The organism is Micromonospora sp. NBC_01796 (assembly GCF_035917455.1).
Lineage (GTDB): Bacteria > Actinomycetota > Actinomycetes > Mycobacteriales > Micromonosporaceae > Micromonospora_G.
The window spans coordinates 668,804-687,025 of sequence record NZ_CP109078.1; the positions used below are offsets into that span (position 1 = coordinate 668,804).

At 71.4% G+C, this 18,222-nt stretch carries 15 protein-coding genes; 7 read left to right on the plus strand and 8 right to left on the minus strand.

Going from position 1 to position 18,222, the window contains the following annotated elements; all coding sequences use genetic code 11:
• The first annotated feature begins 163 nt into the window (after window positions 1-163).
• The 4 genes from OIE47_RS03050 to OIE47_RS03065 all read left to right on the plus strand — a co-directional run bounded on the left by OIE47_RS03050 (window position 164) and on the right by OIE47_RS03065 (window position 8,686).
• Entirely contained in the window at window positions 164-3,499 is a 3,336-nt protein-coding gene (locus OIE47_RS03050) for a BTAD domain-containing putative transcriptional regulator (RefSeq protein WP_326559944.1), read from the plus strand.
• A 267-nt stretch (window positions 3,500-3,766) separates the two neighbouring features.
• Entirely contained in the window at window positions 3,767-5,926 is a 2,160-nt protein-coding gene (locus OIE47_RS03055; protein ID WP_326559945.1) for an amylo-alpha-1,6-glucosidase, read from the plus strand.
• Window positions 5,927-6,159: 233 nt separating this feature from the next.
• On the plus strand, window positions 6,160-7,395 hold the full coding sequence (locus tag OIE47_RS03060; protein WP_326559946.1) for a S8 family peptidase: 1,236 nt from the start codon (window positions 6,160-6,162) through the stop codon (window positions 7,393-7,395).
• Between the two features lie 67 nt (window positions 7,396-7,462).
• On the plus strand, window positions 7,463-8,686 hold the full coding sequence (locus OIE47_RS03065; RefSeq protein WP_326559947.1) for a S8 family peptidase: 1,224 nt from the start codon (window positions 7,463-7,465) through the stop codon (window positions 8,684-8,686).
• Between the two features lie 57 nt (window positions 8,687-8,743).
• Here OIE47_RS03065 and OIE47_RS03070 read toward each other — a convergent pair whose 3' ends face one another.
• The 4 genes from OIE47_RS03070 to OIE47_RS03085 all read right to left on the minus strand — a co-directional run bounded on the left by OIE47_RS03070 (window position 8,744) and on the right by OIE47_RS03085 (window position 12,510).
• Entirely contained in the window at window positions 8,744-9,322 is a 579-nt protein-coding gene (locus OIE47_RS03070; RefSeq protein ID WP_326559948.1) for a dienelactone hydrolase family protein, read from the minus strand.
• A 90-nt stretch (window positions 9,323-9,412) separates the two neighbouring features.
• On the minus strand, window positions 9,413-9,904 hold the full coding sequence (locus OIE47_RS03075) for a GbsR/MarR family transcriptional regulator (RefSeq protein WP_326559949.1): 492 nt from the start codon (window positions 9,902-9,904) through the stop codon (window positions 9,413-9,415).
• Window positions 9,905-9,958: 54 nt separating this feature from the next.
• The gene (locus tag OIE47_RS03080; protein WP_326559950.1) at window positions 9,959-11,593 is read right to left on the minus strand and encodes an ABC transporter permease; all 1,635 of its coding nucleotides are present in this window, start codon (window positions 11,591-11,593) and stop codon (window positions 9,959-9,961) included.
• Complete coding sequence (locus OIE47_RS03085) at window positions 11,590-12,510, minus strand: ABC transporter ATP-binding protein (protein WP_326559951.1); 921 nt, start codon at window positions 12,508-12,510, stop codon at window positions 11,590-11,592. Before OIE47_RS03085 ends, OIE47_RS03080 begins: the two co-directional genes overlap by 4 nt.
• Before the next feature lie 193 nt (window positions 12,511-12,703).
• On the opposite strand from OIE47_RS03085, the gene OIE47_RS03090 reads away from it, so the two are divergent.
• Window positions 12,704-13,066 carry an STAS domain-containing protein gene (locus OIE47_RS03090; RefSeq protein WP_326559952.1) on the plus strand — a complete coding sequence of 121 codons (363 nt, stop codon included), beginning with the start codon at window positions 12,704-12,706 and terminating at the stop codon, window positions 13,064-13,066.
• A gap of 27 nt (window positions 13,067-13,093) precedes the next feature.
• Here OIE47_RS03090 and OIE47_RS03095 read toward each other — a convergent pair whose 3' ends face one another.
• Entirely contained in the window at window positions 13,094-13,645 is a 552-nt protein-coding gene (locus OIE47_RS03095) for a cysteine hydrolase family protein (RefSeq protein ID WP_326559953.1), read from the minus strand.
• Window positions 13,646-13,827: 182 nt separating this feature from the next.
• Between OIE47_RS03095 and OIE47_RS03100 the strand changes: the two genes are divergently transcribed.
• Window positions 13,828-14,481: a TetR/AcrR family transcriptional regulator gene (locus tag OIE47_RS03100; RefSeq protein ID WP_326559954.1), complete on the plus strand. Its 654-nt coding sequence runs from the start codon at window positions 13,828-13,830 to the stop codon at window positions 14,479-14,481.
• A gap of 20 nt (window positions 14,482-14,501) precedes the next feature.
• Here OIE47_RS03100 and OIE47_RS03105 read toward each other — a convergent pair whose 3' ends face one another.
• Entirely contained in the window at window positions 14,502-15,149 is a 648-nt protein-coding gene (locus OIE47_RS03105) for a TetR/AcrR family transcriptional regulator (RefSeq protein ID WP_326559955.1), read from the minus strand.
• A gap of 145 nt (window positions 15,150-15,294) precedes the next feature.
• Between OIE47_RS03105 and OIE47_RS03110 the strand changes: the two genes are divergently transcribed.
• Window positions 15,295-16,350, plus strand: a complete 1,056-nt coding sequence (locus OIE47_RS03110; protein ID WP_326559956.1) for a medium chain dehydrogenase/reductase family protein — start codon at window positions 15,295-15,297, stop codon at window positions 16,348-16,350.
• Between the two features lie 20 nt (window positions 16,351-16,370).
• Here OIE47_RS03110 and OIE47_RS03115 read toward each other — a convergent pair whose 3' ends face one another.
• Both OIE47_RS03115 and OIE47_RS03120 read right to left on the minus strand, forming a co-directional pair.
• On the minus strand, window positions 16,371-17,477 hold the full coding sequence (locus OIE47_RS03115) for a Gfo/Idh/MocA family protein (protein WP_326559957.1): 1,107 nt from the start codon (window positions 17,475-17,477) through the stop codon (window positions 16,371-16,373).
• Window positions 17,456-18,157: a ThuA domain-containing protein gene (locus tag OIE47_RS03120; RefSeq protein ID WP_326559958.1), complete on the minus strand. Its 702-nt coding sequence runs from the start codon at window positions 18,155-18,157 to the stop codon at window positions 17,456-17,458. Before OIE47_RS03120 ends, OIE47_RS03115 begins: the two co-directional genes overlap by 22 nt.
• Window positions 18,158-18,222 lie beyond the last annotated feature (65 nt).

Consider the following 18,222-nt stretch of genomic DNA (forward strand, 5'->3'; position numbering starts at 1 on the left):
ACAGTGATTGCTGTGTGCCTTTTCGCGCGGTATCGGCGTTTCTGCCGCCGTACCGCGTCCTGCCTGTCGAGCCTGCCGGGCGGTGATGAGCGGTGGGTCAGCAACGAATGAGTACGCGGCGCGCACGGGCGGCGAACCCGGGTCGGCCGCATAGATTGGTGCCATGACCAGGCAGGCGACGGCACCGGAGGTGACCTTCGGCGTACTGGGTCCGGTCGGTGCCGGCAACGACCGTGGCCCGGTTCCGTTGAAGGGTGCCCGCCAGCGTGCGGTCCTCGCCCGGCTGCTGATCGCCCGGGGCCGGGTCGTACCGGTCGACCGGCTCGTCGGGGACCTGTGGCAGGAGCCGGCGCCGGGCGCGGTGGCGGCGATCCGTACGTTCGTGTCCGATCTGCGGCGGGCCCTGGAACCGGACCGGCCACCCCGCCAGCCGGCCCGGCTGCTGGTCACCGCACCACCCGGGTACGCGCTGCGGGCCGCACCGGACGCGGTCGACGCCTGGCGGTTCGAGTCCCTGGTCGGTGAGTCGGCCACACTGCTCGCCGCCGGACGGGCCGCCGAGGCGCTGGCCGGTCTGGACGACGCGCTCGGCCTGTGGCGGGGGCCCGCGTACGCCGAGTACGCCGAGCAGACCTGGGCCCGGGCGGAGATCAACCGGCTGGACGAGGTCCGGATGCTGGCCGTGGAACGGCGGGCCGAGACACTGCTGGCGCTGGGCCGAGCCGCCGAGGCCGCGTTCGACCTGCGGGCAACCGCCGACGGTCATCCGCTGCGCGAGGACACCTGGCAGTTGCTGGCCACCGCGCTGTACCGGTCGGGTCGCCAGGGGGAGGCGCTGGCCACCCTGCGCCGGGCACGGCAGACCCTGGCCACGGAACTCGGCGTCGACCCGGGCCCCCGACTCCGGCAGTTGCAGGCCGACATCCTCGCCCACGCCCCGCACCTCGACCCGCCGGTCACCCGGACCGCCGCCGAGGTTCCCGTACCGCCGGGCAATGCAGGGGCGGCACCGGCCGCGCGGGTCGGGGCGGTGGGCGTACCCGATGGAGAGCCCTCGCCGGACGAACCGCGCCCGTTCGTCGGCCGGGACGAGGAACTGGGCCGGCTGGAGCAGACGGCCGACGCGGTGACCCGGCACGGCCGGGCGACACTCGCCCTGGTCTCCGGGGACGCGGGCGCGGGCAAGACGGCCCTGGCCGAGGCGCTCACCGAACGGCTGGCGGCGCGCGGCTGGACCACGGCGTGGGGGCGGGTGCCCGAGTACGAGGGCGCGCCGGTCGACTGGCCGTGGGTGCAGATCACCGACGCCCTCACCGGGTCGACGTCCGAACCGGACCACCCGGACCCGGAGTCGGGTGAGGACCCCGCGGTGGCCCGGTTCCGTCTGCGCCGGGCGGCGGTGGCCCGCCTCGCGGCGGTGACGAGCCGGGGACCGACCCTGATGGTCGTCGACGACCTGCACCGGGCCGACGAAGGCACCCTGGACCTGCTGGCCGCGCTGCTGGTCGAGCCGGAGCCGGTCACCGGACCCGTGCTGGTCGTCGGCACCTACCGCGCCACCGAGATCACCCCGGAGCTGACCGGGGCCCTGGCCCGACTGGCCCGCACCGAGCCGGTACGGATCTACCTGGGCGGGCTGTCCGAGACCGCGACCGGGGAGCTCGCCCGCACCGTCGCCGGGCAGGACCTGGACGCCCCGACCACGCTCCTGATCCACCGTCGCAGCGGCGGCAACCCGTTCTTCGTACGGGAACTCGCGCGACTGCTGGCCGCCGAGGGCGGTGCCGCGCTGCAAACCGTCCCGGCGGGCGTACGGGACGTCATCCGGCACCGGCTGGCTCGGCTGCCGGAACCGGCACAGACCCTGTTGCGGCAGGCGGCGGTGATCGGCCGGGACATCGACCCGGAGGTGCTGACCGCCCTGGCCGGGGATGACGCGCCGATCCTCGACGCCCTCGACAGCGCCCTGGCGGCCGGCTTCCTCACCGAACGGGGCACCGACGGGCGGCCGGTCTTCACCCACATCCTGGTGCGCGACACCCTCTACGGCGACCTGTCCGCGCTGCGCCGGGCCCGGTGGCACGCCGTGGTCGCCGAGGCGATCGAACGGTTGCACCCGGACGACGTGACGGCACTCGCCCACCACTTCGACCGGGCCGGGAGCACCGCCACCGCACACCGTGCCGCGCACTACTCCCGTGCCGCCGCCGAGCAGGCCGAACGGCGTTTCAACCCGCACGAGGCGGCCCGGTTGTGGCGGCAGGCGCTCGCCGCCCACGACCGCGCGGGCGGCGGTGACGTACGGGAGCGGCTGGCGGCGGTGATGGGGCTGGGCCGTACGGTCGCGGTGACCGGGCACCTGGACCGGGCCCGCCGGTACCGGGCCGAGGCGGTCACCACGGCGGTGCGGCTGGGTGATCCGGAGCTGACCGCGACGGTTGTCACCGCGTTCGACGTACCGGCGATCTGGACCCGCAACGACGACGAGGAGCTGTCCCGGCTGATCGTCGACGCCGCCGAACAGACCCTGGCCGCGCTCGGCGCGGATCGGGCGGAGCAGCGCAGCCGCCTGCTGAGCACGATCGCCCTGGAGACGCGGGGCGACACCACGGACCGTGGTCGGCGGGCGGCGTACGAGGCGGAGGCCATCGCCCGGACGGCGGGCGACCCGGCGCTGCTGGCGTTCGCCCTCAACGCCCGCTTCATGCACACCTTCCACCGGGCGGGGCTGGCCGGCGAGCGTGCCCGGATCGGCGCCGAACTGGTCGACCTCGGTGCCCGGCACGAGCTGGTGACCTTCGAGGTGCTGGGTCACCTGATCCTGCTCCAGTCCCGGTGCGCGGTCGCCGACCTGGTCGACGCCGACACGCACGCGCAGGCCGCCGACCGCCTCGCGCACCGGTACGACCTGCCGCTGGTCGGCGTCTTCACCCAGTGGTACGCCGCCCTGCGCCTGTCCCTCACCGGGCACCCGGCCGAAGCGGAGGCGGCGTACCGGGCCGCGTCCACCCGCCTGCGCGGCGGGAGCATGCCGGGCATGGAACCGGGGCTGCTCTCGCTCGCCCTGCTCTCGCTGGACCTCCGGGAGCCCCTGCCGGACGGGACCGGGTGGCCCGACCGTGACTGGGGCCCGTACGAGCCGTGGATCCTGCCCCTGACCCTGCTCGCCGCCGGTCGCCGGGAGGAGGCCGCCGACGCGTTGTCGAGGGTCCCGGAGTCGCCGCACGACCTGTTGCGGGAGGCCCGGCTGAGCCTCGTCGCCCGTGCGGCCCTCGCCCTCGGTGACCGGACCGCGATGGAAACCGTCTACGGGGGACTGTTGCCGGCGGTGCACGAGCTGGCCGGGGCGGGTAGCGGCGTACTCGGTTTCGGGTCCGTGGCCGGGTGTCTCGGCGACCTCGCCACCGCGCTGGGACTTCCCGTCGAGGCCGCCGGCCACTACGAGGCGGCCCGGGAAAGGCACGCTTCGGGGGCCGCCGGGGACCGTTCGGGTTCCTAGGATCGGGGGCGTGACCATGCGCGTCGCGTCCGCCCTGATGTCCCGACTGCTTCCGCGCCGTACCGCGATCGCCGTTTTCGCCCGCGCCTCCCGGGACCTGAGCCCGCCCACGGTCGCGCCCTGATTCCGACGTCCGGGACCGTGCGGAACACGATGGGAAACAACGTCCGAATTCGCTATTCCGGACTGCCCGGCCGCGCTGTCGGGTGGGCATTAGGCTGGCCCTGAGCCTATGAATGTCACCGTTTCTCTCGGCTGGAGGCGCACGTGACAGACGCTGTGCGTAGGCCGACTCCGGCCGACCCGATGCCGGGATTGGAGTCGGAATCCGGGCTGCCGAGCGCGGTCATCCGCAACCTACCCCCCGAGTTGGGCCCGGACGCGGTCGCGGTGGTCGAGGGTCGGACGTTCATGATCTCGGACGCGACCGGCGACATTCCCGAGGGCACCATCGGCGGGCTGGTCCACGACGACACCCGTTTCCTGAGCCGCTGGGTCCTGCGCATCGGTGGCGCACCACTCCTGCTGCTGAGTTCCGGCACGGTCGAGGACTACTCGGCCGCCTTCTTCCTCACCAACCCCGGTATCGACGGCATCCAGGCGAACAGCATCGGCGTACGCCGGCAGCGCTTCATCGGCGACGGAATGCACGAACGCGTCACGCTGGAGTGTTTCGCCAACAAGGCCATCACGTTCGATCTGCGACTGTCGGCGGGTGCCGACTTCGCCGATCTCTTCGAAATCAAGGACTCGATTCCGGACCGGTCGCAGACGATCGTCCGGTCGCACGGCTCGCACGGCACCCACCTCGACTTCTCCTACCGGAACGGAACCTTCCGGGCCAGCACCCGGGTCGAGGCGGTGCCGCCGGCCAGCCGTACCGAGGGAGACGACCTGGTCTGGCAGGTAACCCTCGAACCGGGCCAGCAATGGCAGTGCGAGCTGACCGTTCCGCTCCAGTTCGGCGCACTCCAGGTCACCCCGAAACACCGACAATTCGGTGAGGTCTTCGACGGCGTACGCGAGGACGCCGTGAGCGTCTGGAGCAACGAGTGCGCCGAGTTGCGGTTCGACTCCGAGCTGCTGCGGGGCGTGCTCGACAAGACGAAGGCGGATCTGGCCGCGCTGCGGATCGAGAAGTCCGCCGGCGGCGTGCCGATCGTCCTGCCGGCGGCCGGGCTGCCCTGGTTTCTCACCATCTTCGGGCGGGACTCGCTGATCAGCGCCTATCAGACGATCGTCGCCGGTCCGAGCCTGGCCAGGGGCACGCTGCTCGCGCTCGCGTCCGCGCAGGGGACCCGGTTCGACGACTTCCGGGACGAGGAGCCCGGCAAGATCCTGCACGAGATCCGCAGCGGCGAGCTGACCCAGTTGAACCAGAAGCCGCACAACCCGTACTACGGGACCGCCGACGCCACCCAGCTCTGGCTCATCCTGCTCTCCGAGTACTGGCGGTGGAGCGGCGACGACGACCTGGTCCGCGGCTTCCGGGACAACATCGACGCGGCCGTACGCTGGATCGACGAGTACGGCGACCTGGACGGTGACGGCTACATCGAGTACGCCACCCGCTCGGCGCAGGGGCTGGGCAACCAGTGCTGGCGGGACTCCTGGGACGGGATCAAGTTCGCCGACGGGACGATCCCGGTGCTGCCGATCGCCACCTGTGAGATCCAGGGCTACACCTACGACGCGCGGATCCGGCTGGCGGAGCTGGCCGACGGGCCGCTGGGTGATCCGGCTCTGGCGCACCGGCAACGTACCCTCGCCGGGGAGCTGTACGACCGGTTCAACCGGGACTTCTGGATCGAGGCGCGCGGCGGATACTACGCGGTCGGGCTGGACGGCGAGAAGCGCTGCATCGACTCGATGACGTCGAACATGGGACATCTGCTCTGGAGCGGGATCGTCCCGCCCGAGCGGGCTCGTATCGTGGCGAACCAGTTGATGTCGGAGGCGATGTTCTCCGGCTGGGGCGTACGGACCACGTCCACGGAGGACGAGGGGTACAACCCGATCGGCTACCACGCCGGTACGGTCTGGCCGCACGACAATTCGCTGATCGCGCACGGATTGGCCCGGTACGGCTTCCGCCAGGAGGCGAACCGCATCATCACCGCGATGTTGGACGCGGCCACGTACTCCAACTACCGGCTACCCGAGGCATTCTCCGGTTATGACCGTCCGTACGGCCGGTTGCCGGTGCCGTACCCGACCGCGTGCAGCCCGCAGGCGTGGTCGGCGGGTGCGCCGATGCTGTTCGTCCGTACCCTGCTCGGCCTCGAGATCCGTGACGGTCGACTCGTCGCCGATCCGCTCCTGCCGGTCGAGTTCGGGCGGGTGGCGATGGACGGGGTGCCGGCCCTGGGCACGCTGTGGAACGTCGAGGCCACCGGGGACACGGCGTCCGTACGCCTCGCGGACTGAACGCCACTTCCGCACACCGCACCGTCGGCAGGTCCAGTATGAAAACTCACTCCTTACCGGACCTGGCGATAATCAACGACAATTGCTAATGGCGAATCATTCCAAAGGGTTTCGCTAGATCAGCTATATACACGTTAATGAATGTCGCTGTAGGATCTCCGCAATCATTCAGGTCCACCTTCCACGGCGTCACAACGCCCGTGGGAGCGGCCCGATCGAGGGAGGTTCGGACGTTGACGCTTCCACGCACGCTCCAGCGCAGAATGGCCGCCATCGGCACCGTGCTCGCCACCACCGTGGCCACGGTCCTGGTCGCCGGGCCGGTGACCGCGGCCCCGGCCAGCGGTGACATCAGGTACCACGCCGGCACCACCGCCGTACCGGGCAGCTACATCGTGGTGCTCAAGGACAGCGCGGTCGGCGGCCGGGCCGGCACCCGCCAGGCCGAGGTCAAGAGCAGCGCGGGCAGCCTCGCCGCCCGCTACGGCGGCAGCACCGGCCACGTGTACGGCGACGCCCTCAACGGCTTCGAGGCCCGGCTGTCCGAATCGGGCGCCAAGCGGCTGGCCGCCGACCCGGCGGTCGCGTACGTCGAGCAGAACTACACCGTCACGACCTCGGTGACCCAGACCAACCCGCCGTGGGGGCTGGACCGGATCGACCAACCGAACCTCCCGCTGAGTGCCACCTACAGTTACGTCCGCAGCGGCAGCGGCGTGATCGCGTACGTCATCGACACCGGTATCCGGATCACGCACAGCGAGTTCGGCGGCCGGGCGATCTACGGGTACGACGCGGTTGACGGCGCACTTCCGGCCGACGACTGCAACGGCCACGGCACCCACGTCGCCGGTACGGTCGGCGGTCGCACGTACGGCGTGGCCAAGAGCGTCCGACTGGTCGCCGTACGGGTCCTCAACTGCGCCGGCAGCGGCACCCTCGCCGGGGTGGTCGCCGGGGTGAACTGGGTGACCAGCAACCACCAGGCGGGTCAGCCCGCGGTGGCGAACATGAGCCTCGGTGGCACCCTCAACGGCTCGATCAACACAGCCGTGCAGGGCTCCATCCTGGACGGTGTGACCTACGCGGTGGCGGCGGGCAACAACAATCTGCCCGCCTGCGGCTACTCCCCCGCGTCGGTCACCACCGCGCTCACCGTCGGCGCGACCCAGAGCAACGACGTCCGGGCGACCTTCTCCAACTACGGCACCTGCCTGGACCTCTTCGCGCCCGGTGTCGGCATCCTCTCCGCCTGGTACACCAGTGACACCGCCAGCGCCAGCCTCCAGGGCACCTCGATGGCCTCGCCGCACGTCGCGGGGGCGGCGGCCAGGGTGCTCCAGGCCAACCCGAGCTGGCTACCGGCCACGGTGCACTCCTTCATCAACTCCACCGCCACGCCCGGCGTGGTGATCAACCCCGGTCCCGGCTCACCGAACCGGCTGCTCTACCTGCCTCCGTCGTACTGACCCGAAACGAACGACCGGCCCCGGGGCGACACTCGCCCCGGGGCCGCCTGCCCGGAGGGACCACACGATGAACCCATCAGGTATCCGAGGCCGGCGCCTGCTCGCAGCCGGTCTGCTCACGGTGCTCACCGTCGGCACCGCCACCCCGGCGTCCGCCGCACCGGGCGCCGACCCGCCCGACGGGCGGATCCTGCGCGCCGGCGGGGCCACCGCCGTACCCGACAGCTACCTGGTCGTCCTGCGCGACGCGGCCACCGCCGCCGGCCCGGCCGCGGTCGCCGCCACCGCCGACCGACTCGCCGTCGACCACGGCGGTACGGTCGTACGCGTCTACCACGCGGCCATCAACGGCTTCGAGGTACGCCTGCCGGAGCGGGCCGCCAAACGACTGGCCGCCGACCCCTCGGTGGCGTACGTCGAACAGAACCATCTCATCGTCCCGCTGGCCGCCGGGGTGCAACCGAACCCGCCGTCCTGGGGACTGGACCGGATCGACCAGCACCAACTCCCCCTCGACCAGCAGTACGTCTACCCGAACACCGCGCCGAACGTCACCGCGTACGTGATCGACACCGGGATCCGCAAGACGCACGTCGACTTCACCGGCCAGGCGGTCGACGGGTTCGACGCGGTCGACGGGTTGCTGCCTGCGGACGACTGCAACGGACACGGCACCCACCTGGCCGGCATCATCGGCGGCCAACTGCACGGGGTGGCCAAGGACGTCCGGCTGGTCTCCGTACGCGTACTCAACTGCACCGGGAGCGGCAGCTTCGCGCAGGTGATCGCCGGGATCGACTGGACCGTGCAGAACGCGGTCCGCCCGGCGGTGGTGAACATGGGCATCGGTGGCGGCGCCAGCACCGCACTCGACGCCGCGGTGATCAACACGATCAACCGGGGCATTCCGGTTGTCGTACCGGCGGGCAGCTCGGCGAGCAACGCCTGCAACTACTCGCCGGGCCGGGTCCCGCAGGCGCTCACCGTGGCCGGCACCACGATCACCGACGCCCGGATGGGTTCGGCGAGCTTCGGTAGCTGCGTGGACATCTTCGCGCCGGGCCAGGGCATCACGTCGACCTGGCACACCAGCAACACCGCGACCAACACGATCAGCAGCAGCTCGGCGGCGTCCGCGCACGTCGCCGGCTGCGTCACCCTGCTGCTCCAGGACCACCCGACGTGGACCCCGGCGCAGGTGGCGAGCCACCTGGCGGCGGTGTCGACCGGCGGGGTGGTGTCGAACCCGGGTGCGGGCTCACCCAACCGCCTGCTCTACTGCGGTCCCTGACCGGTGGCCCCGGTCCCCCGCCCTCGGTGCGCGGGACCGGGGCGGGGCCGCACGGGGTCAGCCGAGGGTGTCGAGGAAGGCGAGCACCCGCGTGGTGAGCAGGGTGGCGGCGGACTCGTCGTACGAGGGCAGGCTGCTGTCGGCGAACAGGTGCCGGTTGCCGGGGTAGAGGAACAGCTCGGCGTCCGGGGTGCTGTCGACCAGGGCGCGGGCGGCGTCGAGGTCGCCCTCCCCGGCGAAGAACGGGTCGGCGTCCATCCCGTGGATCTGCACCGGTACGCCCCGGGGCCACGCCCCGCCGAACTCGGCGGTCGGGACGCAGCCCTCCAGCAGCAGCGCACCGGCGGCACCGGCCCTGGTCTGGGCCAGTAGCTGCGCCGGCAGGACACCGAGGGAGAACCCGGCGTAGACGAGGTGGGCGGGCAGCGCCTCGGCGGCGGCCCGACCACGGTCGAGGACCGTGTCGAACCCGATCTTCTGGGCGTGCCCGACACCCTGTTCGAGGTTGTCGAAGACCTCCCCCTCGTAGAGGTCCGGTACGTGCACCGTGTGACCGGCCCGCCGGAGCCCCTCGGCGAACTCGCGCACCCCCGCCGTCAGTCCGTTCGCGTGGTGGAACAGCAACACCTCGGCCATACCGCGCCCCCTCACCTTCGCGGTGCCGGGCGGCTCCGCCGCGACGAGTATCGCCCCGCCCCCCGACACTTCTCCCGAGGGCGGCTCGGGTCAGGACCCGGTACGGGCCTCGCGGCGGGCCTGCTCCCACCGCTCCACGAGCACCCCCATCTCGCCCTGGACGTAGTGGAAGAAGTCCCGCATGTCGGCCAGCCGGCCACCGGGCAGGGACGATTCGTCGCCGACCGCCAGCACGCCCTCCTGGACCACGTCGGCGACCCGCTGGTACACCCCGCCCCGGACGGTGGACGAGTACCAGGACGAACTCGGCGCCTTGTAGAGGTCCCGCCGCGAGCCCGGCGCCGGTTCACGCACCGCCATGCCGACCTGCATGAGGTAACGGACCGCACCGGAGACCGCCGCCGGACTGACCCCGAGCCGCTCGCTGATCTCGCTCGCGGTGAGCCCGGGTTCCTCGGCGGCCATCAGCGCCGCGAACACCCGCGCCGCCATCCGGGGCATACCCATGTCGCTGAGCGTGAGAGCGAAGTGCTCGATGAAGCGACGGACCGCTTCCTCGTCGCGCCGGCCGTCAGGTTGCATCTTCCTATCTTTCACTATTCTGTGAAGATCACGGTGAGGTGGCCCGGTACGGCGTCACGGGGTGAGGTCGCGCCGCCGGAACAGGACCAGGCCGACCGCGCCGAACGCCAACGCGACGGCGGAGAGGACCACCAGCGGCGTCGCGGTGATCTCGGCCGAGGGCAGCGCCGGCACGTGACTGAACGGGGAGAGGTCCCGCACCGACGCCGGCAGGTTCAGCAGGCCGCCGAACTGCCCGAGGACGAGGCAGAGGGTGAACCCGAGCCAGGCCAGCCCGACGGCCATCCGGGGCACCAGCCCGAACACCGCGACGGCGAACCCGGCCAGGATCAACGCCGACGGCAACTGCACGTACGCCGCCCCGGTCAGCTCGGCCAACTCGCCGCCGACGTCGCCCGCGCTCAGCCCGTACGACAGGCCCATCGAGACCCCGGCGAGCCCGAGCAGGACCGCGGCACCGACCATCGCGACCACCAGGTGCCCACCCAGCCAGCGCAACCGGCCGGTGGCGGTGGCGAGCACGGCCTCGGCCCTCCCCGTGGACTCCTCGGCCCGCAGCCGCAGCAACGCCTGGACCAGGTAGCCGGCGACCAGCGCCCCGACGAGCGCCATCATCGCGGCGAAGAACGCGTCGACCAGCGCTCCCCCGCCACCGCCACCGGCGAGGTTGTTGATGGTCCGGGTGACGCCCTCGTTCCCGCCCAACCCCTCCTCGACCGCGCCACCGATCGAACCGATGCCCACCCCGGTCACCGCGAGGGCGACGGCCCAGCCCAGCAGCGTGCCGCGCTGCAACCGCCAGGCCAGGCCGAGCGGGCCGAGCAGCCCCCGAGCACCGCGAGCCGGACCGGGGCGGGCCGCGAGCAGACCCATCCCGACATCCCGGCGTACGGTCAGCGCGAACGCCAGTCCGACCGCGCCGACGAACAGGGCCAGCGGCAGTCCGAACACCCACCACCGCTCGTCGGCGAACGGACGCACCCGCATCGCCCAACCGATCGGGGAGAGCCACGACGCCCACCCGCTGGTCATCGTGTAGCCGTTGGGCAGGACCTCGCCGAACGCGTCGCCGAGCCCACGGACCAGGTACGCCGCGCCGATCACGGCGGCGGAGATCCCGTTCGCCCCGCGCGAACTCCCCGCCACCTGGGCGGCGACGGCCGCGACCGCGGCGAAGGCGACACCGGCGGCGCCGACCGCCAGCCCCGCCGCGACCGAACCCACCGTCGGCTCGCCGCTGCCGGTCAGCACGAGCGTGACCAGCACACCCAGTACGGCGTTGGCGACGACCGTGACGATCAGTGCGGCGGTCAGGCTGGCGTGCCGGCCGACCACCGTCGCGCCGATCATCTCGGTCCGACCGGTCTCCTCGTTCTGCCGGGTGTGCCGTACGACGGCGAGGGTGCTCATGAACCCGGCGAGTACGGCGAGGAACGCCAGTACCTGGAACATCGCCATCTCACCGGTGCTCGCCCCGGTGGGTGCGGCCCGGAGCATGAGCAGGGCCGGGGTCTGCACGGCCGTCCGCAGTACGGTGATCCGGTCCGCCTCCGTCGGGTACTGCGCCTGGATCGCGGAGACCGAGACGGCCGCCATCAGCGCGGTGCTCAGGATCCAGATCGGCAACTGCACCCTGTCCCGGCGCAGGGCGAGCCGGGTGAGCCGGGCGGTGCCGGTGAACGCGCTCATCGGGTACCGGCCAGTTGGTTGTCCGTGGCGGCCAGTTCGCTGCTGTAGTGCCGCAGGAACAGCTCCTCCAGCGAGGGCGGGGCACTGGCCAGCGAGCGGACCTCGAACTGGGTCAGGTGCCGCAGGACCTGGTCCAGTTGCGCGGTGTCGACGTCGAACCTGGCGTGGGTGGTGTCCCCGTCGAGGTCGTGCACCCCGGGCAGGTCCACCAGGCCGGTGATCGGACGCGCGGTCTCCACCGAGATCGAGGTACGGGTCAGGTGCCGCAACTGGGCCAGGGTCCCGGACTCGACCGTCTGCCCCTCCCGGATGATGCTCACCCGGTCGCACAGCGCCTCCACCTCGGAGAAGATGTGGCTGGAGAGCAGGACGGTGCGCCCCCGCGCCTTGACCTCCCGTACGCACTCCTGAAAGACCGCCTCCATCAGCGGGTCGAGCCCCGAGGTCGGCTCGTCGAGGATGTAGAGCTCGACGTCGGAGGCGAACGCGGCGATGACCGCGACCTTCTGCCGGTTGCCCTTGGAGTACGTCCTGGCCCGCTTGGACGGGTCGAGCTGGAACCGTTCGACCAGTTCGTCCCGGCGTCGCCGGTCCAGGCCCCCGCGCAGTGCCCCGAACAGGTCGATCGCCTCCCCGCCGGTCAGGTTCGGCCACAGGTTCACGTCGCCCGGCACGTACGCCAGGCGCCGGTGCAGTGCCACCGCGTCCCGCCAGGGGTGGCCGCCCAGCAGGCTCACCTGGCCGGCGTCGGCGCGGAGGAGCCCCAGCAGGACCCGAATGGTGGTCGACTTGCCGGCGCCGTTCGGGCCCAGGAAGCCGTGCACCTCACCGGTGTCGACGGACAGGTCGAGCCCGTCCAGTGCGCGGCTCCGGCCGAACAACTTCACCAGGCCGGAGACCGAGATAGCTGTTGTCATGCCATCCACGCTACACAGATTTCACGAAATCATGAAAGCTCAGAAATGTATGAAACCCGTCAAGATTTCCAAGAGGAGTTGCCTGAGGGAGGCCGTCTGTCAACCGCCTCTATCGTTACCTAGCGGTGGCAGTTGCACGGGTGGTCGCGTGCGAAGCTTCACTGGCAGGATTCCGGCAAGGAAGAACGGGCGCATGACCTTCACCATCGCGACTGGCGGCAGTGACGACCCCTCCGTACTCCGCCTGGCCGGCGAGTTGGACCTGGCAACGGTTGTCCAGCTCAACGACCAGGTGGACCAACTCCTGGACACCGGTCACCACCGGATCCTGCTCGACCTGTCGGAGCTGTCGTTCTGCGACTCCACCGGCCTCGGCGGCTTCGTACGCGGAAACAACCTCTGCACCGACGCGGGCGGCTGGTTGCGGGTCACCGGGGCCACCGGTGTTGTCGCCCGTGTCCTCGCGGCCACCGGGCTCGACGTGTTCCTCGCACCCGAGCCACAGTCGACGGGGCTTACCGCCCACCGGGGCGACACCGCCAACGGGCAGTCCTGAGGAACCCGCTGGGGCCGACCCGGGCCGTCAGCGGGCCGTCACCCAGTCGGCCACGGTCGTGACGTCCGCCTGGTGTGGAAACACCTTCCGGGTGAGCACCCGGTGCACCTCCGGGTCCGCGTCGAGGCATCCGTCGGCCAGGACGGTGAGGCCGAAGTCCAGGTCGGCCGCCTGACGCAGGGTGGACAACACCACGCCGCTGGTGGCGATGCCGGTGAGGACCAGATGTTCGATGGCCCCGGCCCGCAGCACCACGTCGAGGTCACTGCCGGCGAAGGCGCTGACGCGTCGCTTGGTGACCAGGATGTCACCGGGCTCGGGTGCCACGTCGGGATGGATCTGCATGGCGCGGTCGTCGCCGGCCGCCCCGGTGCGTCCCGCGAGCCCGCCGAACATCCTGTTGCGGGTGCTGATCTCCGGGTAGCCGGGGCGGAACCCGACAACCACGTAGATCACGGGAAGGCCGGCCGTGCGGGCCGCACCGATCGCCTCGCCCAGGCCCGGCAGATAGTCGGGATCGGGGTAACGCTCGACCACGGCATGTTGCACGTCCATGACGAGAAGAGCCTGCTTGGCCACGGTCGCCTCTCCGTACGACGAAGTAAGTCATCGGTTGATTACTTCGGACCGTAGCCGCGCCGGCAGACTATGTCAACGTGTGATTACTTATGAGCGGCGGGGTTATGCTGCGGCGACATGGCGCGGCTTCGGGCGGGACTGAGGGGAGGTCGACGGTGACGGCGAGCGGAACCGGTGGGTCCGTGGGCGACGCAGACGACGACGCGTCTACCGCCGGACCGGCCGAAGGGGATCGGCGGCGGCGGGACGCGGCGGCGACCCGGCACGCGCTCCTCCAGGCCGCGCGCAGCAGGTTCACCCGCCTCGGGTACGACCGCACGACACTGCGGGACGTGGCCGCGGATGTCGGCGTGAACCTCGCACTGATCAAGCGGTACTTCGACTCGAAGGAGGGCCTGTTCAAGGCCGCCCTGGCGGCCACTCCCCGGTTCCCGGGGCCCGAGGGCGAGTTCCCCCGGGACCATGCCGACCTCGCCGAGGCACTTGCCCACCAACTCTCCGCCACCGCCTGGCCGGAGTTCAGCGAGCACCCGGTGCTGCTGTTGCTGCGCGTCTCCGGCGACGAGCGGGTGGACAGCCTGCGCCGGCAGGCCCTACAGGACTTCAGCCGGCGAGTGCTCGAAGCCTCGGACGCTTCTCGGCCCGACGACGCCCCGTCGCGAGAACAGCACGACCGGGAGCGGCTGCTGCGGGCGGAACTGGTGGTCGCGCTGGGGGTCGGTGTTGCCGTCGTACGGTCCGCCGTTGGTCTGCAGCCACTGGGCGACGCGACCTCCGAGGAGTTGGTCGGCCCGTTGCGCGATGTCGTCGACGTCCTGCTCACGCCCCGGGACTGATCGGGTGGGGTGCGGCGCGGTCAGCGCGCCGTGAGGTCGTCCACCTCGGCCGCGAACAGTCGGGCGGGATCGAAGCCCATCCCGGTGAAGTGGCCGGCGAGTTCCAGGGACAGCATGCCGTGCAGCCGGGTCCAGGAGACCAGGCCGCGGTGCAGGGCCGCGGCCGAGGCAGGGTGCTCCGCCGCCCACTGCCGGTGGTCTTCGAGGTGCGCGTCGAACGGTGTCGCGGGACGGCCCGAGGGCAGCGCGGCGCAGGCATCGAGCAGGATCGTCATGATCTCGGACGCGATCCGGGTGACGTCGTCGGGCGCGTGGTAGCCGGGGACGGGTGTGCCGTAGATGAGGAAGTACCGCTGCGGGTCTTCCAGCGCCCAGGCGCGTAGGACATGTGCCAGCCCGGCCAGGTCGGCGCCGGACCCGGCGGCGACCCGGAAGGTCTCGGCGAGGCTGCCGTACGCGTCCGTGATGAGCGCGGTGATCAGCTCGTCGCGGTTGGCGAAGTACCGGTAGAGCGCGGGTCCGCTCATGCCCATCTGTTTGGCGATCGCGTTGAGCGAGAGCGCGGACGCCCCGGCCGTGGCGATCTGCCCCCACGCGTGTTCCTTGATCTCCGTACGCACCTGGGCGCGGTAGCGCTCGCGCGGTGTCTCCGTGCCGGCTTCCGCCATGGCCCGCCGTCCTCCCTGCCGTCCGCAGCCACCCGACCACGTGCCGCTAGATGCTCAAGATTTAGTTAGACGCTATCACGAAACTTCTTGACTCTCTCCTAAGCGAGCTGTTAGAACTTATAACGAACGCGAAGACAGCTAACTAATGCGAACCACAGCGGAGGTCGTCATGGGTGTCGAGGAACTCGTCGAGGTTGTCCTGCCGGGTCCGGTGGAGCCGGAAGGGCTGGAGATCCGGCGCGGAACGGTCCCCTCCCCCGGTCCGGGCGAGGTCCTGATCAGGATGGAGGCGACCGGGGTCTCCTTCGCCGAGCAGCAGATGCGTCGCGGCCGTTACTACGACCAGCCGGCGTTCCCCTTCGTACCCGGCTATGACCTGGTCGGCACGGTCGTCACCACCGGCGAGGGTGTGGAGCCGGGCCTGACCGGCACCCGGGTGGCCGCACTGGTGAAGGTCGGCGGCTGGGCCAGCCACGTGCTCGTCGAGGCGGCCGACGTGGTGCCGGTGCCCGACGGGGTCGGCCCGGCGGAGGCGGAGACCATGGTGCTCAACGGCATCACCGCCTGGCAGATGCTGCACCGCAAGGCCCGGATCCGTACCGGGCAGACCATCCTGGTGCACGGCGCCAACGGCGGCGTCGGCTCGGTCCTGGTGCAACTCGCCCGGACCGCGGGCGTGACGGTGATCGGTACGGCATCCGCCCGCCACCACGACGCGCTACGTGAGCAGGGCGTCATCCCGGTCGACTACCGCACCGAGGACGTGGCCGCGCGGGTACGCGTACTCGCGCCGGACGGGGTGGACGCCGTCTTCGACCACGTCGGTGGTCGCAGCATCCTCGACTCCTGGCAACTCCTCGCACCCGGCGGCACCCTCGTCTCGTACGGCACCGCCTCCACCCGCGACGACACGGGGTCGAAGCAGTGGCCCGTCTTCAAGCTGCTCGGCCGGGTGTGGCTGTGGAACGCCCTACCCAACCGCCGGCACGCCTACTTCTACAACATCTGGGCCGGGCAGGCCCTGGCCAAGAGCCGGTTCCGGGCCCGGCTGCGCGCCGACCTCATCGAGGTGTTCGCGGCCCTGCAACGCGGTGACGTCACCGCCCGGATCGCCGCCCAACTGCCGCTCGCCCGCACCGCCGACGCCCTGCGGCTGGCCGAGTCCGGCACCATCGCCGGCAAGGTCGTCCTGAACCCGTAGCCCATACCCTCTCCCCTCACTCACGGAAGCGAGGAAACGCCATCAACGGACGCGAGCGGAACGGGTACGGGCCGCCGCACCGTTGTCGTCAGCTCGATCCGCCGACCTTCGGCGGCCGAACGGAGCAGGGCGGTCATCGTCTCGAGCACGTGCAGTGCGACCTCACCACCGGCACGCGGTGGACGCTGCCCGTCGGCTCGGACGAGGTCGAGCAGACCGACGCCCCGGGACGCGCCCACGTAGCCCGCCCGTGGTTCGAGCACCCGCCACTCGTCGGAGCCGAGCGCGAAGAGGCGGACCTCGCCGTCGAAGCGGTTCGGGTCGGGTACGGCGAGCGCCCCGGCCTCCCCCTGCACCTCGATCGGGGCGGCGGTTGTCGCCACACCGTCGAAGCTCTGCGTGATGGTGGACAGGGCGCCGTTGACGTGCTCCAACACCCCGGACACGTGGGTGTCCACCTCCACCGGGATCCGCTGGCCGGTGCGCGGGCCCGAACCGATGACCCGCTCGGTGCGCAACCGGCTGGCGGCTCCGACCACCGCGCGTACCGGTCCGAGCAGGTGGACGAGGGCGGAGATGTAGTACGGCCCCATGTCGAGCAACGGGCCGCCGCCGGGGGTGTAGTAGAAGTCGGGGTGGGGATGCCAGCGTTCGTGCCCCGGGGTGACCATGACGGCCGACGCCGACAGCGGGCGCCCGATGAGGCCACTGTCGATCGCGGCGCGGGCGGTCTGCGTACCCGTGCCCAGGACGGTGTCGGGTGCGCAGCCCACCCGGACGCCGGCCGACGCGGCCCGGTCCATGATCGAGCGGCCGTCCGCGAACGTGACCGCGAGCGGCTTCTCGACGTACACGTTCTTGCCCGCGTCGATCGCGGCGAGCGAGATCTCGGCGTGTGCCGCGGGGATCGTGAGGTTGAGGACCGTCTGCACGTCCGGGCGGTCGAGCAGCCGCTCGACGCTCATCGCCTCGGCACCGGGGAGCACGGCGGCGGTCGCGGCCGACCGGGACGCGTCGAGGTCGGCCACCGCGACGATGCTCACCGTGGGATGGTCCGCCAGCGTCTCCAGGTACGCCCGGGAGATGACCCCGAGACCGACGACGCCTACGCGGTGCGGGTCGCCCACAGCATCCCCCTCTCGATGACGGTACGGACGCTGGGATGCTCCAGCGCGTCCAGGTCGTGCCCCGGAGTTGTCACCACAACCCGTCCCGCCCCCCAGTGACGGGTCCAGATCGCCGGCGAGGTGACCGGCCGCTGCCACGGGTGCCATTCCCGGGTCGGGTGGACGGTCGTGGCCAGTACGTCGATCAGGTCGTCGTGCAGCACCCAGTACTGCTCGGTGACCAGGTCGAAGTCCTCGATCCCGGTGGTGATCGGATGCTCCCGGCCGAGGTCGGTGACACGCACGGTGTACGGCAGGAAGTTGTCCTCGGCGCCACCGTGCCGCTCGCACGGCTCCTTGCCCGGATGGGTCGCGAACTGGCCGCCCACCAGATGCAGGTAATCCGATGACGCGCGGAACGAGTCCACTATGCCGCCGTGCCAGCCGGTGAAGCCCGTACCGGCGACGACCGCCGCACTGAGCCCGGCCACCTGCTCCGCGGTGATCTGCGACATCGTCACGCACTGCACGACGAGGTCGGTGCCGGCCAGTTCCTCGGCGTCGGCGTAGATCTCGGTCGACCCCTCGACCCGTACGGCGTAACCGCTGCGTTCGAGGAACGGGATGAACAACTCCGTCGCCTCGACCGGCCGGTGACCTTCCCAACCGCCTCGAACCACCAGTGCCCTCGGCTGCGCCACACCCGCTCCCTCCCACGGTCCCTCGCCGCCGGGCCGGCCGCTCCCGCCCCGACAACCTGTCACCG